The following is a 19,652-nucleotide window of genomic DNA, read 5'->3' on the forward strand; positions in this document are numbered from 1 at the left end:
CAGCGCCGGTGAGTGGTTGTATATAATTTTGGCGCGTTTACCCAAGGTAGGGTGTCGCGGACCAACGCAATCGGAGCAGCGGAACGCTATGGTTGACTTCAACGGGCTTCACATCGTCATTACCGGGGCCGCCAGTGGCCTGGGGCGATTGATGACGGAGCGCTTGTTGCGTGCGGGAGCCACTGTACACGCGGTGGACGTGAATGCCGATGGCCTCCAGGAGCTGCAGGCCAGCATCGAGGCTGATGCCAGGGGACGGGTATTGCCGTACGCCTGTGACCTGAGCAATCGGCGTTCGATCGCTGCCACGGCCGATCAGATTCAGCATGCCTGCCCGGCCGTCGACATCTTGATCAACAACGCCGGAATCGTCTCGGGGCGTCCACTGCTCGAGATCAGCGACGAGCAGATCGAGCGGACCTTCGCCGTCAACACGCTCGCCCTGTTCTGGCTGACCCGCGCCTTCCTGCCGGCAATGGTTCGCCGAGATGCGGGTCACATCGTGACCATCGCGTCGGCGGGAGGCCTAGTGGGCACGGCGCGTCTCACTGACTACTGCGCTAGTAAGTTTGCCGCCGTCGGCTTCGACGACTCCCTCCGCTTGGAGCTCAAGCGCCTGAATAGCCGCATCCGCACCACGGTGGTCTGCCCCTTCTACATCAATACGGGCATGTTCGCAGGCGTTCATACGCGCTTCCCGTGGCTGCTGCCCATCCTCGAGCCTGACTACGTGGTGGATCGCACGCTCGACGCCATACGGCGAGGGCGCCGCCGGTTGATCATGCCGAGGTTCGTGCTCTCGGTGTTCCTGGCGCGCCTATTGCCAACCGAGTGGTTCGATGCGGTCATGAGCTTCTTTGGTATTAGCAAGAGCATGGACGACTTCGTCGGTCGCCGGGGGCGCGAGGGGTAGTCGGCGTCTTTCTGGCTGCCCTCAAGCGTCCTTTGCTACTGAGCGGTGCTTGCCGCTGGCGCACCTAAAACTGGCTTTAGGCGTAGCTGTTGGCCGATGAAGATGTGCTGGCCAGTTTTCAAGGCGTTTAGGGATATGATGCGTTTGCGCGGAATTCCGAAGCGTTTGGCAACTTCCCAAACGGAGTCACCGCGCCTCACCGTGTAGACCTCTGGCACGTAGGTCTCGAAGGCCTGCCCCTTGCCGGGCACCACCAGGACCTGACCCACGCTTAGGCGATCGGCATTACTCAGGCGGTTGGCCGCCACTAGGTCGCGTTGGCGCACGCCTAGGCGGCGGGCGATCACCGACAGGCTATCTCCGCTGCGCACCCGGTAGGTGCCGCCCGATGCGCTCGCCGCCGCCGTGGTGCTCACGTGCGCTGTCTTGGAGGCTATCTTTGCGGCAGGCGCAGGCGGTGGCGCCTTGGTCGAGAGGGGCGTGGGCACGCTACGGCCGGCGCGCACGGGCAGCTTCAGGGTCTGTCCTGCACGAATCAGGTGGGCGGACTTCAGGCCGTTTAGTTCTGCAATGGCGCGTGCGCTGACGCCGTAGCGGGCCCCAATGACCGATAGCGACTCTCCTCGCTCCACGCGGTGCTGCACATCCGGTGTCTGCTGGGCGAAGCGCTGCGCTTGCGGTAGGGCGCCGAGCGCTTCGCGCGCACTCAGTAGATCGATACTGGAGGGCACTCGGAGGGGGTAGCCCTTCGGAACGTGTTTCTCGCCGCGCCAGATGGGCCAGCGAAGGGCAGGATTGAGCTTCCTTAAGGTGTCGAGGTCCGTGTCCAGACTGCCGGCCAGGGTGGCAGCTGGGATGAAATCGGGGATCTCCACCGCATGATGAGGCACGGGCGTCGCTGTGCTGACCTGGCCAAAGTACTGCGATGCATGTTGGTGCACGTGGACGGCGGCGATGAACGAGGCGTAGAAATTGCGCGAGGCGAACCCGAAGGTGCGCCCGTCGTAGCGGTCCACGATCTCCCCCATGTCCTGGGTGCCGAGCTTGCGCGTGGCGCGGCGCATTCCCGCGACGCCGTGATTGTAGGCAGTGAGGGCAAGGGGCCAGGCGCCTAGGTCCTCGTAGTTCTGCTGCAGCAAGCGCGCCGCCGCGCCGGCGGCTAGGTAGGGGTCCATGCGCTCGTCCACGACGTGATCTACCTGCATGAAGCGCCGTCCCGTGGAGCGGGTGAACTGCCACATGCCGACCGCGGCAGCATGGGAGCGCGCTTCCGCGTTGTAGGAACTCTCTACGTGGGGCAGGAGCGCGAGCTCCCCGGGAAGTCCTCGCGCAGCGAACTCGCCGCGTATGTGATCGAGATACCTTCCCGAGCGCGCTAGGCCCTCGCGGAAGCGGTTGGCCTGCCCAAGCTGAAAACGCAGGCGCTTCGCGGCTTGCGCTAGGGTTGCGTCGCTGACGTCCTCTGGCCATAGGCCCAGCACCGCGCGCTGCTCCTGCGTAAGCTCCGAGCGCGCGCCGCTGGCCAAGCGCTCGAGGATCCGTCGGTAGTGGGTGATGCGCTTGGAGACGAGACGGCTGCGCTGGCGGCGCGAGATCTCGCCGCCGAGTTCGACCACCCCGTACACCACGCTGAGCTCGCGGTTGTCGTGGATGAACCCTTCGCTCGTGTCGACCTCCGTGTAGACGCGGCGCCAGAAGTTTGTAGCGGCATGCAAGTTAGGCGATACGGGGAAGTGCTCGGGATCGGCGCCGGTTAGCGGCGCGACGGACTCGTCGGCCAGCAGTGCCGCGGGCCACAGGCAAGCGAACACTATCCCTAGCGCCCAATGGATGGCTTGCGTACCTCGGGTCTGGGCCCGTATGGTCCGCCCTTTGGCGGCGCACCAGCGCAGTCGGCTCATCGCGTCTTCCCAAATGAGAGGTGGGTGGGCCGGAGAGGGCGGCTGGTGAGCCGCGGGCTCGGCCCAAAACCAAGGGTTCGAAGTTCCGTGCAACCAATCTTTGCAAGTGTCGCCGTTACCCTACCCCAAGCGTCGACCGCTCTCCAACCACACATTGCCGATGTGACATATGCAGTCTCCTGAGGCCCCCGAGGGCGCGCGAAAATCTCAATCCGTGACGCAGAAGAAGCTGCGCAAGCGCCTGCGTAGGCAGGTGGGGCAGGCCATCGGCGACTACGCGATGATCGAGGCCGGGGATCGGGTCATGGTGTGCCTTTCCGGCGGCAAGGACTCGTACTCGATGCTGGATGTTCTGCTCGACCTGCAGGCGGCTGCCCCCGTCCACTTCACGCTCGAAGCGGTGAACCTGGACCAAAAGCAGCCGCACTTCCCCGAGCAAGTATTGCCCGACTATTGCCGAGCGAGGGGGGTGCCCCTGCACGTGTTGGAGCAGGACACCTACAGCGTGGTGAAGCGGGTGGTGCCCGAGGGGCGAACGATGTGCGGACTGTGCTCGCGTCTGCGGCGCGGGGCGCTCTACCGGTTCGCGCGCGAGGGGGGCTTCACCAAGATCGCCCTAGGCCACCATCGAGACGATATCCTCGAGACGTTGCTCATGAACATGTTCAACGGCGGCCGCCTGGCGGCGATGCCGCCGAAGCTTCTGAGCGAGGATGGCGAGTGCACAGTGATCAGGCCGCTGGCCTACTGCGAGGAGCGCGATCTGGCTCGTTTTGCCGTGCTCCAGGGCTACCCGATCATTCCCTGCCGCCTGTGCGGCTCGCAGGAGAACTCCCAGCGCCGTAACGTGAAGGCGCTGCTACGCGAGTGGGAGCGCGATCATCCAGGGCGCATCGCTTCGATGTTCCGTTCTCTGCAGCACGTGGTGCCAAGCCATCTCATGGACGGGGAGCATCACGATTTCCTTGGCCTTCGAAGTGCGAACGCGCCTGCGCCCTCGGTTTCTGCCGATGCGAGGGCCTGGCTGTTGCCTCAACAGGCGCCTGCCACCTGTGACGGACAGAAGGCGGCGAGACCGAGCAGGGCAGGCTCCGGGGCGGTGATCAATGCCGTGGGGATGGACGCCAGCAGCTGCGAGTAGTGCCCCTTACTTTCGAATCGCTTGCGAAAATCCGAAGCGATCAGTCGTGGGCGCAGGCGCGGGAGGATGCCGCCGGCAAGGTACACGCCGGAGTAGGCGCCGAAGCTCAGGGCGAGATCGCCGGCAAAGCCGCCGAGCATGGCGAAGAAAGTCTGTAGCGAACGTTCCGCCACGCGATCGCCCGCGTCTGCTCTAGCCACTACCTCCGCCGCATCCTCGACGTTGGCCCCGCCGACGTGGCCGCCAAGCGTGGCCACGGCGCCGTGCAGGCGCACAAGGCCGGCGCCGCAGAGGAGCGTTTCCCAGCTCACGTGTCCCTCGCGTTCACGTATCCACGCGATGAGTTCCGCCTCCTGCTCGGTGAAGGCTGCGGCGGTGGCGTGCCCGCCTTCACCCTCGATGGCCACGTAGCCCGCGTCGTGGGGAATCAGGGCGGAGACGCCGAGGCCGGTGCCGGGACCCAGGACCACCGTGGGCGTGGCCGGCGAGCTGCCGCGGTCGGCACGGCGCGCTACGCCCCCTAGGGGCTGCAGCTCATCTTCGCCGAGCCAAGGTAGGCACAGGGCTACGGCGGTGAAGTCGTTGATCAGGTGCACCTGCCCGATGCCCAGCCCTTGGGCCAGGGACTCGCTGCTGAACACCCAGTCGCGCCGGTTGGTCAGGCGCACTTCCGTGCCGGTAATCGGGGCGGCTACGGCGATGGCCGCATCCACCGGAGGAGTGCCGAGCACACTGCTGAGGCCCGCCAGGTAGTCCTTCAGCGCCTGGGCCAGGCCGGCGTGCTGGTCGTTGCGCAGGCGGGCGAGGTGGGCCACGGTGCCGTCGCTGGCGACGATGCCGACCCGCGTGTTGGTGCCGCCGACATCGGCGACGAGGCGGTGGATGACGGGTTGTACGTGAGCGGTCATGGACACTGGCTTCGACTGCGTGGACGACTGCCGCATAATACCGCCCCTTGCGTGGAGAGCACGGAGTAGCCCGATTGGTTGAGCAACGAGCTCGCGGGGAAACGCGTCGATGAGGTGGCTGGGGTTAGACCGGTTGCTCTTCGCCCTCGCGCGACGCGTGCTGGCGCTGCTGGTGAAGCCTGCCGTGCTGCCCTCGCCGCCGCAGCTCGAGGGCGGCGGCCCAGAGCCAATCTGCTACGTGCTCGAGAAGAACTCTCTCAGCGACCTGCTCACGCTCGATCTGGTGTGCTTACGCCACGGTTTGCCGCGGCCTGGCCTGCCGCTGTTGCCCCTGCACGAGCGCCGATCGGTGATCATGTTGCGCACTAAGCGCCACTGGTACTCGCGACGCTTGGCGCGCTCTCCCCGGCTCGAGCGCATGACCGAGATGGTGGCGAGCGATGAGGAGCGCGATGCGCGCCTTATCCCCGTGTCGATTTTCTGGGGCCGCACGCCGGAGCGTGAGAACTCCCGGTCCTTCTTCAAGCTGCTGTTCGAAGAGGCGTGGGGTGTTCGTGGGCGCTTGCATCGTCTGTTCGTGATCGCGGCCAACGGTCGCAACACGCTGGTGCAGTTCTCACCGCCGATGTCACTGCGCAAGCCCGTGGACGAGGGCTTGGACGCGGGCCGCGCCGTGCGCCGCACCCATCGTCGCCTGCGCGTGCATTTCCGTCAGCTTCGGGTGGCCGTCATCGGTCCCGATCTCTCCCACCGTCGCACGCTGACTAGCAGAATCGTTCGCTCCGCTGCCGTGCGACAGGCCGTGGCCCGCGAGGCGCGAGCCCAGGAGCAGCCGCGTCGCAAGGTGCTGAAGAAGGCGGTGGCCTACACGGCGGAGATCGCAGCAGACTATTCCTACCCGACCGTGCGGGTGCTCGATCGCATCCTCGAGTGGTGGTGGAACCAGCGCTACGAGGGTATCGACATCCACCATCTGGACAAGCTGAAAGCGGTGGTGGAAGGCAACGAAGTGATTTACGTGCCGTGTCACCGCAGTCACATCGACTACCTGCTGCTGTCCTACGTGCTGCACCGGGCGGGACTGGTGATCCCTCATATCGCTGCGGGTATCAACCTCAACCTGCCCGTGATCGGTACGCTCCTGCGCCGCGGCGGGGCCTTCTTCATGCGTCGCAGCTTTCGTGGGAATCGCCTTTATGCAGCCGTGTTCAACGAGTACCTAAGTCAGAACATGGATCGTGGCGTATCGCTCGAGTACTTCATCGAAGGTACGCGCAGCCGCACAGGGCGGCTCCTGGAGCCCAAGCTCGGCATGCTGTCGATGACCCTGCGTGGGTTCCTGCGCCATCGCAGCCGCCCGGTCGTGTTCGTGCCGATCTACATCGGTTACGAGCACCTGTTCGAGGGTCGGGCTTACGTGGGTGAGCTTAGCGGGCAAGCAAAGAAGAAGGAGTCGGTGATCGATCTAATGCGCGTGCTAGCGACCCTGCGCGGGAAGTACGGACGCGTCTGCGTCTCGATCGGGGAACCGCTGTTCCTGGAGGGGTTGCTGGATGAGCGTTCGCCCGGCTGGCGCGAGCGTGATGTAACGGTATTGGAGAAGGGCAGTCTCAGCGCGGGTGGAGGTGTAGTAGCAGGCCTAGGGGCAGAGATTCTCTGCCGTATCAATACGGCGGCAGCTGTGAATCCTATCAACCTGCTCGCCCTGGCTCTGCTCGCGACGCCGAAGAGCGCGATGCTCGAGCGTGACCTCGCCGCGATGCTCGACCTCTACACGGAGCTCTTGCGTCGTGCGCCCTACTCACCGTTGGTGAGCGTGCCGCAGATGAGCGGCGAGCAGATCATCCGCTACGCCGATGGCATGGGTTTGCTGCGAAGGCAGTCCCACAAGCTCGGCGATGTACTCTCCCTGCCTGAGGAGAACGCGATCTTGCTGACCTACATGCGCAACAACGTACTGCACGTTGTTGCCATGCCCTCCCTGATCGCCTGTTGCTTCCTCAACAATAGGCGCTTATCCGTGCGCAAGGTGGTGCGCCTGGTGCGCTTGGTGTACCCCTTCATTCGCTCGGAGCTCTATCTGCAGTGGGAGGATGCACAGGTCGACGAGGTCGTGCGCAGCACCATCCGCGAGCTGGTGCAGCTTGGCCTGCTGAGCTACGAGCAGGGTAGAAGCGCGGTACGTCGTCCCGTCGCTGGGTCCGTGGAGGCCGTGCGCCTATCGGTGCTGGCGCAGGGCACGCTGCAGACCATCGAACGCTACTATATGGCCTTCGCGCTGCTGTTCAAACATGGTTCCGGGGCGCTCACGGCGCCGGAGTTGGAGAGCCTATGCCAGCTGATGGCCCAGCGCATGGCGATGCTCCACGGTTTGAACGCGCCGGAATTCTTCGCCAAGCAGCTCTTTCGGAACTTCATTCGCGTGCTACAGCAGCGCGGCGTCGTTCGCGAGGAAGAGGATGGAGGACTCGCCTTCGACGACAGCCTCAAGGTGATCGAGGCCGAGGCCAAGCTGGTCCTGAATGAGCAGATTCGCCACAGCGTGCTGCAGGTGACGCACGTCTAGGCTCAGGCGTTCAGGTCTGGAATCAGCTCGCTTTCCAGGTGGGCGATCATGTCCTTGAGCTGCAGCTTGCGCTTTTTCAGGCGGCGCAGTTCGAGCTGATCGGTCGCCGGGCTTTCAGCGGCCTCCTCGATCTCCTCATCGAGTCGCCGGTGCGCCAGGCGCAGCTCCTTTAGCTTGGCGAAGCCCTCGAAGACCTCGGTGTCTATCTTGTCAACCATGGCACGATCTCGCGACGGCGCAGGTGGGCAGCGCGCAAAGCTGCGTCTGACTAGTCAGGTAGGTAACTGATCCAGTCCCGGTCTGCATCCCCGTAGACCAAGAAATGCGGATTGAGGATCTCATCTCGTGCATTGTAAGTCAGCGGCTCGCCGGACGTATTGACCACACGTCCGCCGGCAGCTTCCACCACGGCTTGGGCGGCTGCAGTGTCCCACTCGGAGGTGGGACCCAGGCGAGGGTAGATGTCGGCGCCACCCTCGGCCACGATGCAGAATTTCAAAGAACTGCCCATCGCGATGATCTCGTGGTCCCCGAGCGCTTCGAGGTAGCCGTCCAGCAGGGCGCCACGGTGGGATCTGCTGCCCACCACCCGCACAGGTTGGTGGCTGGGTTTGGTAACTTGGATGGAGCGATGCTCATCGCCCTCACTCTTAAAGGCGCCGAGTCCATCGGCGCCGAAGTAGTCGACGCCAGCGCCGAGCGCAGGCACGTGGACCACACCTAGCACCGGGCGGTTACCGTGGACGAGGGCTATGTTGACCGTGAATTCGTCGTTGCGCTTGATGAACTCCTTGGTGCCGTCGAGGGGATCGACCACCCAGAGCGTCTGCCAGCTGCGTCGCGCAGCAACGTCCTCCTTGTTGCTCTCCTCGGACAGCACGGGGAACTGCGGCGTGAGGTCTGCGAGCCCTTCCATGATCGCCCGGTGGGAGGCGAGATCGGCTGCCGTGAGGGGCGAGTCGTCGTCCTTCTTCTCAATGTCGAAGTCGGCAGAATTATAGACTTCCAGGATGCGACGGCCGGCGCGGCGAGCGATCGCCACCACCTCTGGCAGCAGTGACTTGAGCGGCAGTTGAGCGTCCATCCAATCCCCAATCTCTGTGAAGTGAAGGCGCCCGACGGCGCGAGAGGGCCGTATCATATCCGACCGAGACCAGCACGCGGGTGGCCCTGGCGCACGTTGTGCGGACCTGGTTCACGAAGGCCGCTTTCGGGGACAAGACGATGACCTCTCCCATCGCCTGGGATCGGGTGGAGACGGCGCTCTTGGATATGGACGGCACCCTGCTCGACCTCGCCTTTGACAACTTCTTCTGGCGTGAGCTGATTCCCCAGGAGTTCGCGCGCCAACAGGGGCTCGCAGCTGAGGACGCGCGCGAGCAGGTTCTGGCGCGCTACGAGGAGCGCGCCGGCACGCTGGATTGGTATTGCCTGGATCACTGGGAGCAGGCCTTCGGGCTAGACCTTGTCGCGCTCAAACGTAAGCACCTGGCGGGGATACGCTTGCTGCCAGGGGTCGAGACGTTCCTCGCGGCCTTGGCTCAGGCCGGTCTGCGGCGGGTCATTGCGACCAATGCCCATGGCACCACCCTGGCGCTAAAGCTGGGGCAAACGGGATTGGAGGCGCTAGTGGACGAAGTGCATTCATCCCACCATCTCGGTGCAGCGAAGGAGGAACAGGCGTTTTGGTCGCGCTTTCGGGAGCAGCTCGCCTTTGAGCCGGCGGCGGCGGTGCTCATCGATGACAACATCGCCGTGTTGGATGCCGCGAGCGAATTTGGGATTGGCCAGTGTCTGGCGATCAGCCAGCCCGACTCCACTCGGCCGCCGGGAGAGACGACGGACTGTAGCCACCCGGTGGCAGTGGGAGTAGCGGCGTTGATACCGCAAGTGCTAGCGGTCGCGCGAGGGAATCGCCCTAAGCGAGCCTAAGTCTCGCTAGTCTCGGGGGCGGCAGGGGCGTCAGATGCGGGGTTGGCGTCCCGGTTGGTATTGGCACCATCGCCCTGGCCTGAGCTCGGGCGCCGGCGCCGGCGTCGACGCTTTTTCTTGGAGGCCTCGGCTGTGCCGGGAGCCTCAGTGGTGGACGGGCCTTCCCCCGTCGGGACCTCGGCGGGCGCGCTCGGCGAGGTAGGCTGCGGTTCCTTGTCGGCGCTGTCGCGGGCATTTGGCCGCGGGCGGCTGCCGCGACGCGAGCGACCGCCATCGCTGCGGACGCCGCGGCGCCCATCGCGTTCTTCGCGACTGCGCGGCGGACGTCTCGGCGCCCGCTTGACCTCGGCAAGGTCCTCCGCTGCCACCGCGTCGACGGGGATGCGGCGGCCGATGTAGGCCTCGATGTCTGGCAAGTTAACCGCGTAGTCTTCACAGCCGAAGCTGATGGCATCGCCGAACTCTCCGGCGCGAGCGGTGCGCCCGATGCGGTGAACGTAGTCCTCAGCGTCCTGTGGAAGATCGTAGTTGATCACGTGCGTGACGCCCGGGATGTGTAGTCCCCGGGAGGCCACGTCCGTACCCACCAGCACCCTTAGCTCTCCGCTTTGGAAGGCGCGGAGCATCCGCAGGCGCTTTCGCTGGGGCACGTCGCCAGAGATTGCTTCGGCGCTGACGCCATTCACTTCGAGCGTGCGTTGCACGAGATCAGCGGAGCGCTTGGTGTTCACGAACACCATGGTGCGGGGCGGGTCCATCCGGCGCAGCATACCTACGAGCAGGGGGAGCTTCTCCCGGTTGGCCGGAAAGTACACCACCTGGCGCACACGGTCGGCAGTGATCTTGTCCGGCTCTACGCGCACCAGCTGCGGGTCGTTCATATGCTCGTAGGCAAGCTCCAGGACGCGATGTCCGAGCGTGGCACTAAACAGCAGATTCAAGCGCGCATCGCGGGGGGGTAGCTTGCGCAGCAGGTAACGGATGTCCTTGATAAAGCCCAGATCGAACATGCGATCGGCTTCGTCTAGCACCAGTACCTGCGCGTGCGTGAGGTCGAAGACCCGTTGCTTGAAGTAGTCGATGATGCGCCCCGGCGTGCCGATCAGGATATCGACGCCCTCTTCGAGCCGTCGACGCTGCTTCTCGTAGTCGGTGCCACCGAAGGCTAGGCCGAGGGTGAGGCCCGTGTGGGCACCCAAGGTCTCGGCGTCGGCGTGAATCTGTACGGCGAGCTCGCGTGTGGGCGCCAGCACCATCGCCCGCACCTGTTGCGGTTTGCGAGTCTCCGCGGGCGCGTTCAGCAGGAGGTGGTTGAACATGGCGACGAGGAAGGCAGCCGTCTTGCCGGTGCCGGTCTGCGCTTGGCCCGCCACGTCCGTGGCGCCGAGGGCAACCGGGAGCGTGCCTGCCTGGATGGGGGTACATCGTTCGAAGCCGGCATCGCGTAGACCGGCGAGAACAGGGGGTTCCAGTTCGAGCTGGTCGAAGCGTAGGTCGCTGAGGTGCTTGTCCGGCATATGGTTGGCGATTGCCTCCAAAAAAAGGGAATTAGTACTTGAAAATCGTCGCAGACACTGGCAAAAATAGGATATCACCGTCGAGCACGGTATGTCCCGCTGCAGCATTTCGTTGCCGCACCGCCATACCCGCTCTCGCTCCGCGGCCCCACTGAGATCTTCCAGGCCGAAACCCCTCCCCAGGTCCAGAATCCCGTGTGGGATCTTTGCGTTCTCGAGCGCAATGGCGTGCGGAGAGTGACGGAGCAATAACATCCATCCGCGTCGCTCGGACCCCGTGCCGTCGCGATCGATCGTCTTACTCCTCGCCGACGCACCGCTCGGACCGCTCGGCAACCCATCCTCCTATGCACAACATGAGAACGGACTGTCATCAGTGAGAGGTTATCTCGGATCAGCGGCCCGCAGCGGTCGCGGCAAGTCATCGGGCAACAAGCCCAAGCGTGGCGGCAACCAGGCCGACGGCAACCGGCAAAAGCGGCGTAAGCGCGAGCCGGTCGAGGAAGAGCCGAATTTCGACGAGGACATCGACGACACCGAAATTGCGGATCCGTCCGCGACGGAAAACGCGATGAACCTGACCGAGCTGAAGCGGATGCCGCCGAACAAGCTCGTCGAACTGGCCACTTCCCTCGGTCTGGAAGGGATGGCGCGCCTGCGCAAGCAGGACATCATCTTTGCCACTCTCAAGGCCCACGCGAAGAACGGCGAGAACATCTACGGCGACGGGGTACTGGAGATCCTGCAAGATGGCTTCGGCTTCTTGCGCTCCGCCGACAGCTCCTACCTGGCAGGCCCCGACGATATTTACGTCTCGCCAAGCCAGATTCGGCGCTTCAACCTGCGCACAGGTGACACGATCTCCGGCCTGATTCGCCCTCCCAAGGACGGTGAGCGTTACTTCGCGCTGCTCAAGGTGAGCCAGATCAATCTGGACAAGCCTGAGAACGCGAAGAACAAGGTTCTGTTCGAGAACCTGACGCCTCTGTTCCCGCGCGAGCGCCTGAAGCTCGAGGCGGGCAATGGCAGCACGGAAGACCTCACGGCGCGCATTATCGACATGGTGGCGCCGATCGGTAAGGGCCAGCGCGGCCTGATCGTCTCGCCGCCAAAGGCCGGTAAGACGATGCTGCTGCAGAACATCGCCCACTCGATCGTGAACAATCACCCCGAGTGCTACATCATCGTGCTGCTCATCGACGAGCGACCTGAAGAGGTCACGGAGATGGCGCGCTCGGTACGCGGCGAGGTGGTCTCGAGCACCTTCGACGAGCCTGCCAGCCGCCACGTTCAGGTGGCGGAGATGGTCATCGAGAAGGCCAAGCGCCTTGTCGAGCACCGCCGCGACGTGGTCATCCTGCTCGACTCCATCACTCGCCTGGCGCGCGCCTACAACACGGTGGTGCCCTCGTCGGGCAAGGTGCTCACCGGTGGTGTGGATGCCAACGCACTGCATCGCCCGAAGCGCTTCTTCGGCGCCGCGCGCAACATCGAAGAGGGCGGCAGCCTTACCATCATCGCCACGGCGCTAGTGGACACGGGCTCGCGCATGGACGATGTGATCTACGAAGAGTTCAAGGGCACCGGCAACATGGAGATCCATTTGGATCGCCGTATCGCCGAGAAGCGCACGTTCCCAGCGATGAACATCAACCGGTCGGGCACGCGTAAGGAGGAGCTGCTGACGGATCCGGCCGAGCTGCAAAAGCTCTGGGTGCTGCGCAAGCTGCTTCACCCGATGGATGAAATCGCCGCGATCGAGTTCCTGCTCTCCAAGCTGAAGGACACGAAGCTAAACAGCGAGTTCTTCGACGCGATGAAGCGCTAGTCGTGTCCGGAGCGAGTGCTGAGTGGGCGCTGGCCCGCTCAGCGCTGCATGGCGCGATGTCCAATGTCGCGCCGGTAGTACTTGTCTACCCATTCGATCCGTTCGGTAAGCTCGTAGGCAAGCTGGGCGGCTTGCGCCACGCATTCCCCTAGGCCGACGGCGCACAGCACACGGCCTCCACTGGAGACTACCTGCTCCTCGCGAAGCTGCGTGCCGGCGTGGAAGACCTTGGCATCGACTTCGTCCTCGGCCCCCGGGGGGTCGGGCAAGTTCATGATCGGCGATCCCTTTGGGTAGTCGCCTGGGTATCCCCTGCTGGCGAGGACGACGCCGAGGGCTGTGCGTGGATCCCAGCTAACCTGCGCAGCGAGCGGCTCGAGTCGTCCCTGGGCCGCGGCCAAGCACAGAGCACCGAGATCGCTGCGCAGTCGCATGAGGATCGGTTGTGTCTCCGGGTCGCCCAGGCGGCAGTTGAATTCGAGCACCTTCGCCTCGCCCTTGGCGTCGATCATCAGCCCAGCGTAGAGAAAACCACGGAAATCGACGCCGTCCTTCGCAAGGCCCTCGATCGCGGGGCGGATAACCGTCTCCATCACGCGCGCGTTCACCCGCGCCGTGACTACCGGTGCCGGCGAGTAGGCGCCCATGCCGCCCGTGTTGGGGCCCTTGTCGCCCTCATCGCGGGCCTTGTGATCCTGGCTCGAGGCCAGCGGCACGGTGGTTTTGCCGTCGGTGAGTACGATGAAGCTTGCTTCCTCCCCTTCGAGGAAGGACTCAATCACCACTCGGTGACCGGCATCGCCGAAGCGTCCGCCCAACATGTCGTCCACGGCTTCGCGCGCCTCGGCGAGGGTGCTGGCGACGACGACTCCCTTACCCGCGGCAAGGCCGTCCGCCTTCACCACCACTGGGGCACCCACTTGCTCGAGGTAGCCCATGGCGTCATCGCGTGAAGTGAACACCCGGTGAGCGGCAGTCGGGATGCCATGCCGGTTCATGAAGGCCTTGGCATGCTCCTTAGATGCTTCCAGTTGGGCGCCCGCTGCGCCCGGTCCAAGGCAAGGGACGCCGGCGTCGTTGAAGCGGTCGGCAAGCCCGGCGGCGAGCGGCGCTTCTGGACCGATCACGACCAGACCGACGCCCTCGCGCTTCGCAAAGGCGAGCAATGCATCGTCTTCGGTCAGCGGCAAGTTACGGACACCCGGCTCCAGCGCAGTGCCGGCGTTGCCGGGGGCGCAGAACACCTCGGTGATGCTAGCGCCGCGCGCGAGGCGCCAGGCGAGGGCGTGTTCGCGGCCACCATTGCCGATCACCAGCACCTTCATGGCAACACCTGTCAGATCAGTGGCGGAAGTGACGATGGCCGGTGAACACCATGGCCATGTCGTGTTCGTCAGCGGCAGCGATTACTTCTTGATCGCGGCGCGACCCGCCCGGCTGGATAACCAGGCGGATACCGTGCTTCGCTGCAGTGTCGATGGAGTCGCGGAAAGGGAAGAAGGCGTCCGACGCCATCACCGCGCCGCGCAGCGACAGGGAGAACGCGTCGGCCTTGCTGGCACCAAAGCGAGCTGAGTCTATGCGGCTCGTCTGTCCTGCGCCGATGCCGACCGTCTGACCATTGAGCGTGTAGACGATCGCGTTGGACTTGACCCACTTGACCAAGGTCCAAGCAAACAGCAGCTCCTCGATCTCATCTGCTCTGGGCGCTCGCGCTGTGACCACCGCGAGTTGGTCGGCGTTCATTCGCAAGCGGTCGCGTGCTTGAACGAGCAGGCCGCCGGTGATGGCGCGGATGTCGAGGGCGTCGCATTCGCTCTCGCGCCTGTCCGCGGGCGTCAGCAGGCGAACGTTGGGTTTGCTCGCCAAGGCGGGCAGCGCATCGTCGGTGATGGCTGGGGCGATTACGACCTCTACGAACTGTTTCGCCAATACGCCTTCGAGTACTTCGCCATCGATCGGGCGGTTGAAGGCAACGATGCCGCCGAAGGCTGACGTGGGATCGGCTGCGAAGGCGCGCTCGTAGGCCGCGAGAGGCGTTTGTGCGATCGCCGCTCCGCAGGGGTTGGCGTGTTTAACGACTACGCACGCACAGCCCCCGATCTCGCGCGCGCAGCCGTCGGCGGTTTCCGTGTCGACGATGTTGTTGTACGACAGGGGCTTTCCTGCATGCTGCAGAAAACCGGCCACGCCAGGCGCCCCATCGGATTGGTAGACCGCGGCGCGCTGATGGGGATTCTCACCGTAGCGCAGCTGCGTCGATCGCGTGAAGCGCAGGGCGAGTGTCGCGGGAAGTGCCGCCTCGCCCGCGCTCGGTGCTCGGTCCGCGCAGGATCGCTCTAGGTAGTCTGCGATGGTGTGGTCGTACGCTGCCGTATGAGCAAAGGCACGCGCGCCGAGGCGTCGACGCGTTTGCGCGCTGACCTCCCCGGTTTGCTCGAGCTCGTCCAGCACAGGTGCGTAGTCCAGGGGATCGACGAGCACGATGACGTGCTCGTGGTTCTTCGCGGCGGCGCGCAACATCGCGGGCCCGCCGATGTCGATCTGCTCGACCGCCTCCTCGAAAGCGCAGTCCGTTCGTCCGATCGTCTTTGCGAAGGGGTAGAGGTTAACTACGACGATAGCTAAGGGGTCTATGGCGTGTGTGCTGAGCGTGGCTGCGTCGGGTTCGCCGCGGGCGAGGATGCCGCCGTGTATCTTCGGGTGCAGGGTTTTTACGCGCCCGCCAAGAATCTCCGGGAAACCTGTATGCTCGCTGACGCTGGTCACGGTTAGGCCGGCCTCGCGCAGGGTGTTGGCCGTGCCTCCTGTGGAGAGAATCTCGAAGCCTAGGCGCGCGATGCGCTCGGCGAGCGGAGCGACGCCTTGCTTGTCGCTGACGCTAATCAGCGCTTTGGCGGCGGTATCACTCAACGGATGTCGCAGAGGCGGAGCTTCTTGCGCAGCGTGCCACGGTTAATGCCGAGGATCTCCGCTGCACGAGTTTGATTGCCGCGCGTGTGCTCGAGCACCACGCGCAGGAGGCCGCGCTCGACCTGGTTAATAAATAAGTCGTAGACCCCTGATGTGTCGTGCCCGTCGAGCTGATGGAAGTAGCGCTCGCTGATCTGACGGGTCAGCTCCTCCAATGAGTGTCCCTTTTCCTCGCTCGCCGCTGAGCCGACCAACACGTGCTCGCGATGCGAAGACGCAATCTCTCCGGGTGTGGCAATCGACACCAGTATTTACCCCCTGTGGCACCTAGTCCGTTCTTCTCTTTAGTAGCGTTCGCCCTCCTCAGTGGGGTCGTTTACTCCCCAAACGGACCCCGAGGGCGGCGTCGCGTCGGGCGATACTAGCACGATTTTTCCGCGCTCCTTCAAGGCCCGTCGGGCGCCTTTGGATGGCTGTGGATCACCTGTGCAAAAGCATGTGTATAGCTTGTGCTGGCGTGTGGAAAGCCGTGGAAAAGCGCGGGAATCCACACCGCTTGCAGAGGCGCGCCGGCGCACCGCTGGCGTACCCGCGCAGCGGCTCGACCGCCCGGTCGGCAACCATCTCGTTGGTCAGCTAGTATTATCGTTTAGTAGGGGAGTCGCCGCAGTCCAGGCGCCCGCCGGTCGCTGGTAGGCAGATATCGAGCGTGTAAGCCTGCGGAGAGGCGTCTTGGGCGGTCACGCGGGCACTGGCGTTGATACGCTCATCGGGGCGCAGGAAGCGCTCGGGCGGCTGTCCCTGCGCGAGGTACTCGCTCGGTGCTAGCGCGCGGCTCGCGACGGGGCGTCCCCAGCGGTCCTCTAGGATCAGCCGCAGGTGGGGCAGCGGTTGGGGCACGCTGGCCTCGTTGGCAAGCTCAGCCTGCACCTCCAGTATCTGCGGGGTCGTTGCATCTCCAAGTGTATCGACCAGGAGGCGAGGCCGGTCGACGAATCGGTAGCGGGAGACGTCGTAGGTCACGTCGACGGGGCCGCCCAGTCGCTCGTTCAAGGCGAGCAAGGGGCCGTTCAACCACGCGACCTGGACCAACTGATCGCGCCAGTAGACGGCCGCCTGGGTGAGGGCGACCACGAGCATGAGTGCTCCCAGCATTCCCCAGAGTAGGGTTGAGACCAGGTTAGGCCCGTCCCTCTTATCGCTGAGAAGCTTGTCCAGTTCGGCGCCCTCCTCATCGGCGGGCGCGATGTCGATTGCGATCTCCTCGGTCTCATCCAGGGACTCGTCGAGCAGGTCCAACGCCACGAGCTTGCCACCCGTGTCCAGGGCCACCTCGGTCGGATCGTCATCGGCGAACGCTGGCTCGGCGTCTCGTCCGGCAACGCGCTCGCCGATTGGCATCTCACGGGGGGAATCCTCCACCAAGGTTGCTTCGTGTGTCTCGGGGGGCGTGAGCTCGCCTGGTGGCACGGACGTGCCCGGCGCCTCCAACTCCTCGACGCCCTCTCGTAGGCTCTTACGCGCGTTGAAGGTCTCACCGCAGACGCCGCAGCGTACGGCGCCGTTGGCAAGGCCGAGCTGTTCGAGGGTGATCTCGAAGACCGCACCGCATGCGGTGCAGGTGGTGTAGAGTTCGTGCGCCACCACTAGTGATCCGTCTCGGCTAGGATGTTGTCGGTAAGAGTCGCGGCTCTGTCCCGCCAAGGGCCTATCATGCCAGCCTTGTGTATCGTCGCGTCAATCCACACGGGCGCTAGGCGTCCTGCGAACCCCCTCAACACGGGCCCATTGCTCATCGATCGCCTCGGCGCTGACATCGAACCAGGGTCGGTAAGCATCGACTACGGCCGCCGCCTGCTCTCGCAGGATCCCCGCGAGTTTCAGGTGACCGGCCGGTCGCGTTAGCGTCGCGAGTCGCGAGGCCAAGGTGATCAGGGGGCCGGCGAGGATGTTGGCTAGCACCACATCGTAGGCGCTCGCAGCCAAGGGTTCGGGCGCCATGATGGCCAGCTGCTCCAGCACCTGGTTGCGGCGCGCGTTCTGCGCCGTGGCGAGAAGGGCCTGGGGATCCAGGTCGACGGCGCAGACGCGCGTCGCGCCCAGCTTCGCCGCCGCCACGCTCAGGATGCCCGAGCCGCAGCCGTAGTCCAGCACGCGCGAGCCTGGCGCTCGCAGGACCGAACCGTGGGCATCGAGCCAGCGCAGGCAGCTCGCCGTACTGGGGTGGGTACCCGTGCCGAAGGCGAGGCCTGGGTCGAGGCGCACGATGACAGGTGATTGCTCAGCGCTGCCCGACGCGGCCTCATCGGGTGAGTGCTGGGGTAAGACCCACAAACGATCGCCGAAGCGCATGGGTTTGAAGTGCTCCATCCACTCGCGCACCCAGTCTCGATCGGCAAGGCTGTCGTCGATCTGAAATTCGTGATGGGGAAAGCACTGCGAGAGTTGCGCTGCGCGCGAGGCCAGGCTTGCGCCGCGCTCGAAGAGCGCCCGAAGGCGCGTACGTTGCCAGCGTGGCGTAGTGCCAAGGGGCGGTTCTAGGATGGGCTCGTGGCCAGCATCCTCAGCGGTGACGGAGAGGGCCCCGAAATCAAACAGGGACTCCTCCAGCGCGTCCAATTCATCGCGCGCGGCAATGACGATGATCTGCGGCCAGCGCTCGCTCAACTCGCGCGCGCTCCCCCTCAGAGACCCAGCCGCTTCTCGAGGTAGTGGATATCCGTGCCTCCGGCGTTGAATGCCGCGTGCGTGAGGATTTCCTCCTGCAGGGGAATGTTGGTCTTGATGCCCTCGATCACCATCTCGCTAAGTGCGTTGCGCATGCGCGCAAGCGCCTCTTCACGCGTGGAGCCGTGGGCCAGGAGCTTGCCGATCATCGAGTCGTAGAAGGGCGGCACGGTGTAGCCACTGTACACGTGTGAGTCTACGCGCACTCCCGGGCCCCCGGGCGGATGCCACTGGTTGATGCGCCCCGGCGACGGGGTGAAGTTCTCGGGGTCTTCCGCGTTGATGCGGCACTCGATCGCGTGGCCCCGCAGCTTCACGTCTTCCTGCTTGTAGCGCAGCTCCTCGCCTGCGGCCATGCGCAGCTGTTCCTTCACGATGTCGATGCCCGTGACTAGCTCCGTGACCGGGTGCTCGACCTGTACGCGCGTGTTCATCTCGATGAAGAAGAACTCGCCGTCCTCGTAGAGAAACTCGAAGGTGCCGGCGCTGCGGTAGTTTAGTCGTCGGCAGGCCTCCACGCAGACCTCACCCATCTCGGCGCGCAGCTTCTCGGAGATGCCCGGGGCCGGCGCTTCCTCGATCACCTTTTGGTGGCGACGCTGCATCGAGCAGTCACGTTCGCCGAGGTGGATAACGTTGCCGTGATTGTCGGCGAGCACTTGGAACTCGACGTGGCGCGGGTGCTCGAGGAAGCGCTCCGCATACACCACGTCATTGCCGAAGGCAGCGCCCGCTTCACTGCGGGTCATCTGGATGGCCCCGAGCAGGGCGGCCTCGCTGTGCACGACGCGCATGCCGCGCCCGCCGCCACCGCCGGCTGCCTTCACGATCAGCGGGAAGCCGATGTCGCGGCAGATGCGCAGGTTCTCATCCGGATCGTCGCCGAGCGGGCCGTCGGAGCCGGGTACGCATGGCACGCCCGCCTCCTTCATCGCATCCTTGGCCATGACCTTGTCGCCCATGACGCGAATCGTATCCGCCTTCGGCCCGATGAATACGAAGCCGCTGCGCTCCACCCGCTCGGCAAAGTCCGCGTTCTCCGAGAGGAACCCGTAGCCCGGATGAATGCCCACGGCGTCGGTCACCTCGGCGGCCGCGATCAAGGCCGGCATGTTCAGGTAACTGTCCGTGGATCGTGCCGGCCCGATGCAGACCGATTCGTCCGCCAGCAGCACGTGGGTGAGATTGCGATCGGCCGTAGAGTGCACAGCCACGGTTTTGATGCCGAGTTCGCGACAAGCGCGCAGCACCCGCAGGGCGATTTCGCCACGGTTGGCGATGACCACCTTATCCAGCATGAGAGCTT

At 64.7% G+C, this 19,652-nt stretch carries 15 protein-coding genes and 1 pseudogene; 5 read left to right on the forward strand and 11 right to left on the reverse strand.

Features of this window, described 5'->3' with window-relative positions; genetic code table 11:
- Nucleotides 1–88: 88 nt before the first annotated feature.
- Complete coding sequence (locus tag AAGA68_00620) at nucleotides 89–913, forward strand: SDR family oxidoreductase (GenBank protein ID MEM9383537.1); 825 nt, start codon at nucleotides 89–91, stop codon at nucleotides 911–913.
- A 35-nt stretch (nucleotides 914–948) separates the two neighbouring features.
- Here AAGA68_00620 and AAGA68_00625 read toward each other — a convergent pair whose 3' ends face one another.
- Nucleotides 949–2,814 (reverse strand): LysM peptidoglycan-binding domain-containing protein, encoded by a 1,866-nt coding sequence (locus AAGA68_00625; protein MEM9383538.1) that lies wholly within the window; start codon nucleotides 2,812–2,814, stop codon nucleotides 949–951.
- A gap of 169 nt (nucleotides 2,815–2,983) precedes the next feature.
- Between AAGA68_00625 and ttcA the strand changes: the two genes are divergently transcribed.
- Entirely contained in the window at nucleotides 2,984–3,955 is a 972-nt protein-coding gene (gene ttcA, locus AAGA68_00630) for a tRNA 2-thiocytidine(32) synthetase TtcA (GenBank protein MEM9383539.1), read from the forward strand.
- Here the strand turns inward: ttcA and glk are convergent.
- On the reverse strand, nucleotides 3,847–4,863 hold the full coding sequence (glk, locus tag AAGA68_00635) for a glucokinase (protein MEM9383540.1): 1,017 nt from the start codon (nucleotides 4,861–4,863) through the stop codon (nucleotides 3,847–3,849). The genes ttcA and glk overlap by 109 nt on opposite strands.
- A gap of 109 nt (nucleotides 4,864–4,972) precedes the next feature.
- Here glk and plsB point away from each other — a divergent pair, with 109 nt between their 5' ends.
- Nucleotides 4,973–7,429 carry a glycerol-3-phosphate 1-O-acyltransferase PlsB gene (plsB, locus tag AAGA68_00640; protein ID MEM9383541.1) on the forward strand — a complete coding sequence of 819 codons (2,457 nt, stop codon included), beginning with the start codon at nucleotides 4,973–4,975 and terminating at the stop codon, nucleotides 7,427–7,429.
- Between the two features lie 2 nt (nucleotides 7,430–7,431).
- Here plsB and AAGA68_00645 read toward each other — a convergent pair whose 3' ends face one another.
- Nucleotides 7,432–7,647 carry a YdcH family protein gene (locus AAGA68_00645; protein ID MEM9383542.1) on the reverse strand — a complete coding sequence of 72 codons (216 nt, stop codon included), beginning with the start codon at nucleotides 7,645–7,647 and terminating at the stop codon, nucleotides 7,432–7,434.
- A gap of 50 nt (nucleotides 7,648–7,697) precedes the next feature.
- Nucleotides 7,698–8,513, reverse strand: a complete 816-nt coding sequence (cysQ, locus tag AAGA68_00650) for a 3'(2'),5'-bisphosphate nucleotidase CysQ (protein MEM9383543.1) — start codon at nucleotides 8,511–8,513, stop codon at nucleotides 7,698–7,700.
- A 140-nt stretch (nucleotides 8,514–8,653) separates the two neighbouring features.
- On the opposite strand from cysQ, the gene yrfG reads away from it, so the two are divergent.
- Complete coding sequence (gene yrfG, locus AAGA68_00655) at nucleotides 8,654–9,361, forward strand: GMP/IMP nucleotidase (protein ID MEM9383544.1); 708 nt, start codon at nucleotides 8,654–8,656, stop codon at nucleotides 9,359–9,361.
- Here yrfG and AAGA68_00660 read toward each other — a convergent pair.
- Nucleotides 9,358–10,878: a DEAD/DEAH box helicase gene (locus AAGA68_00660; GenBank protein ID MEM9383545.1), complete on the reverse strand. Its 1,521-nt coding sequence runs from the start codon at nucleotides 10,876–10,878 to the stop codon at nucleotides 9,358–9,360. The genes yrfG and AAGA68_00660 overlap by 4 nt on opposite strands.
- A 571-nt stretch (nucleotides 10,879–11,449) precedes the next feature.
- On the opposite strand from AAGA68_00660, the gene rho reads away from it, so the two are divergent.
- Nucleotides 11,450–12,706, forward strand: a complete 1,257-nt coding sequence (gene rho, locus AAGA68_00665; protein MEM9383546.1) for a transcription termination factor Rho — start codon at nucleotides 11,450–11,452, stop codon at nucleotides 12,704–12,706.
- A 38-nt stretch (nucleotides 12,707–12,744) separates the two neighbouring features.
- Here rho and purD read toward each other — a convergent pair whose 3' ends face one another.
- The 6 genes and pseudogenes from purD to accC form a co-directional block, all read right to left on the reverse strand.
- Nucleotides 12,745–14,031: a phosphoribosylamine--glycine ligase gene (gene purD, locus AAGA68_00670; protein MEM9383547.1), complete on the reverse strand. Its 1,287-nt coding sequence runs from the start codon at nucleotides 14,029–14,031 to the stop codon at nucleotides 12,745–12,747.
- A gap of 16 nt (nucleotides 14,032–14,047) precedes the next feature.
- Complete coding sequence (gene purH, locus AAGA68_00675; GenBank protein MEM9383548.1) at nucleotides 14,048–15,619, reverse strand: bifunctional phosphoribosylaminoimidazolecarboxamide formyltransferase/IMP cyclohydrolase; 1,572 nt, start codon at nucleotides 15,617–15,619, stop codon at nucleotides 14,048–14,050.
- Nucleotides 15,616–15,801, reverse strand: a pseudogene (locus AAGA68_00680) (helix-turn-helix domain-containing protein). The gene purH and the pseudogene AAGA68_00680 overlap by 4 nt, the downstream one beginning before the upstream one ends.
- 460 nt (nucleotides 15,802–16,261) lie before the next feature.
- Nucleotides 16,262–17,263: a DUF3426 domain-containing protein gene (locus tag AAGA68_00685; GenBank protein MEM9383549.1), complete on the reverse strand. Its 1,002-nt coding sequence runs from the start codon at nucleotides 17,261–17,263 to the stop codon at nucleotides 16,262–16,264.
- 93 nt (nucleotides 17,264–17,356) lie between these two features.
- A complete protein-coding gene (gene prmA / locus AAGA68_00690; GenBank protein MEM9383550.1) occupies nucleotides 17,357–18,286 on the reverse strand; it encodes a 50S ribosomal protein L11 methyltransferase in 930 nt (309 codons plus the stop codon).
- A 17-nt stretch (nucleotides 18,287–18,303) separates the two neighbouring features.
- Complete coding sequence (gene accC / locus AAGA68_00695) at nucleotides 18,304–19,644, reverse strand: acetyl-CoA carboxylase biotin carboxylase subunit (GenBank protein MEM9383551.1); 1,341 nt, start codon at nucleotides 19,642–19,644, stop codon at nucleotides 18,304–18,306.
- Nucleotides 19,645–19,652 lie beyond the last annotated feature (8 nt).

This window comes from Pseudomonadota bacterium (genome assembly GCA_039193195.1).
Taxonomy (GTDB): domain Bacteria; phylum Pseudomonadota; class Gammaproteobacteria; order Steroidobacterales; family JBCBZW01; genus JBCBZW01.

Coding starts and splice junctions, on each gene's coding strand:
- AAGA68_00620 (MEM9383537.1), top strand. CDS start 89: ATGGTTGACTTCAACGGGCTTCACATCGTCATTACCGGGGCCGCCAGT.
- AAGA68_00625 (MEM9383538.1), bottom strand. CDS start 2,814: ATGAGCCGACTGCGCTGGTGCGCCGCCAAAGGGCGGACCATACGGGCC.
- ttcA (MEM9383539.1), top strand. CDS start 2,984: ATGCAGTCTCCTGAGGCCCCCGAGGGCGCGCGAAAATCTCAATCCGTG.
- glk (MEM9383540.1), bottom strand. CDS start 4,863: ATGACCGCTCACGTACAACCCGTCATCCACCGCCTCGTCGCCGATGTC.
- plsB (MEM9383541.1), top strand. CDS start 4,973: ATGAGGTGGCTGGGGTTAGACCGGTTGCTCTTCGCCCTCGCGCGACGC.
- AAGA68_00645 (MEM9383542.1), bottom strand. CDS start 7,647: ATGGTTGACAAGATAGACACCGAGGTCTTCGAGGGCTTCGCCAAGCTA.
- cysQ (MEM9383543.1), bottom strand. CDS start 8,513: ATGGACGCTCAACTGCCGCTCAAGTCACTGCTGCCAGAGGTGGTGGCG.
- yrfG (MEM9383544.1), top strand. CDS start 8,654: ATGACCTCTCCCATCGCCTGGGATCGGGTGGAGACGGCGCTCTTGGAT.
- AAGA68_00660 (MEM9383545.1), bottom strand. CDS start 10,878: ATGCCGGACAAGCACCTCAGCGACCTACGCTTCGACCAGCTCGAACTG.
- rho (MEM9383546.1), top strand. CDS start 11,450: ATGAACCTGACCGAGCTGAAGCGGATGCCGCCGAACAAGCTCGTCGAA.
- purD (MEM9383547.1), bottom strand. CDS start 14,031: ATGAAGGTGCTGGTGATCGGCAATGGTGGCCGCGAACACGCCCTCGCC.
- accC (MEM9383551.1), bottom strand. CDS start 19,644: ATGCTGGATAAGGTGGTCATCGCCAACCGTGGCGAAATCGCCCTGCGG.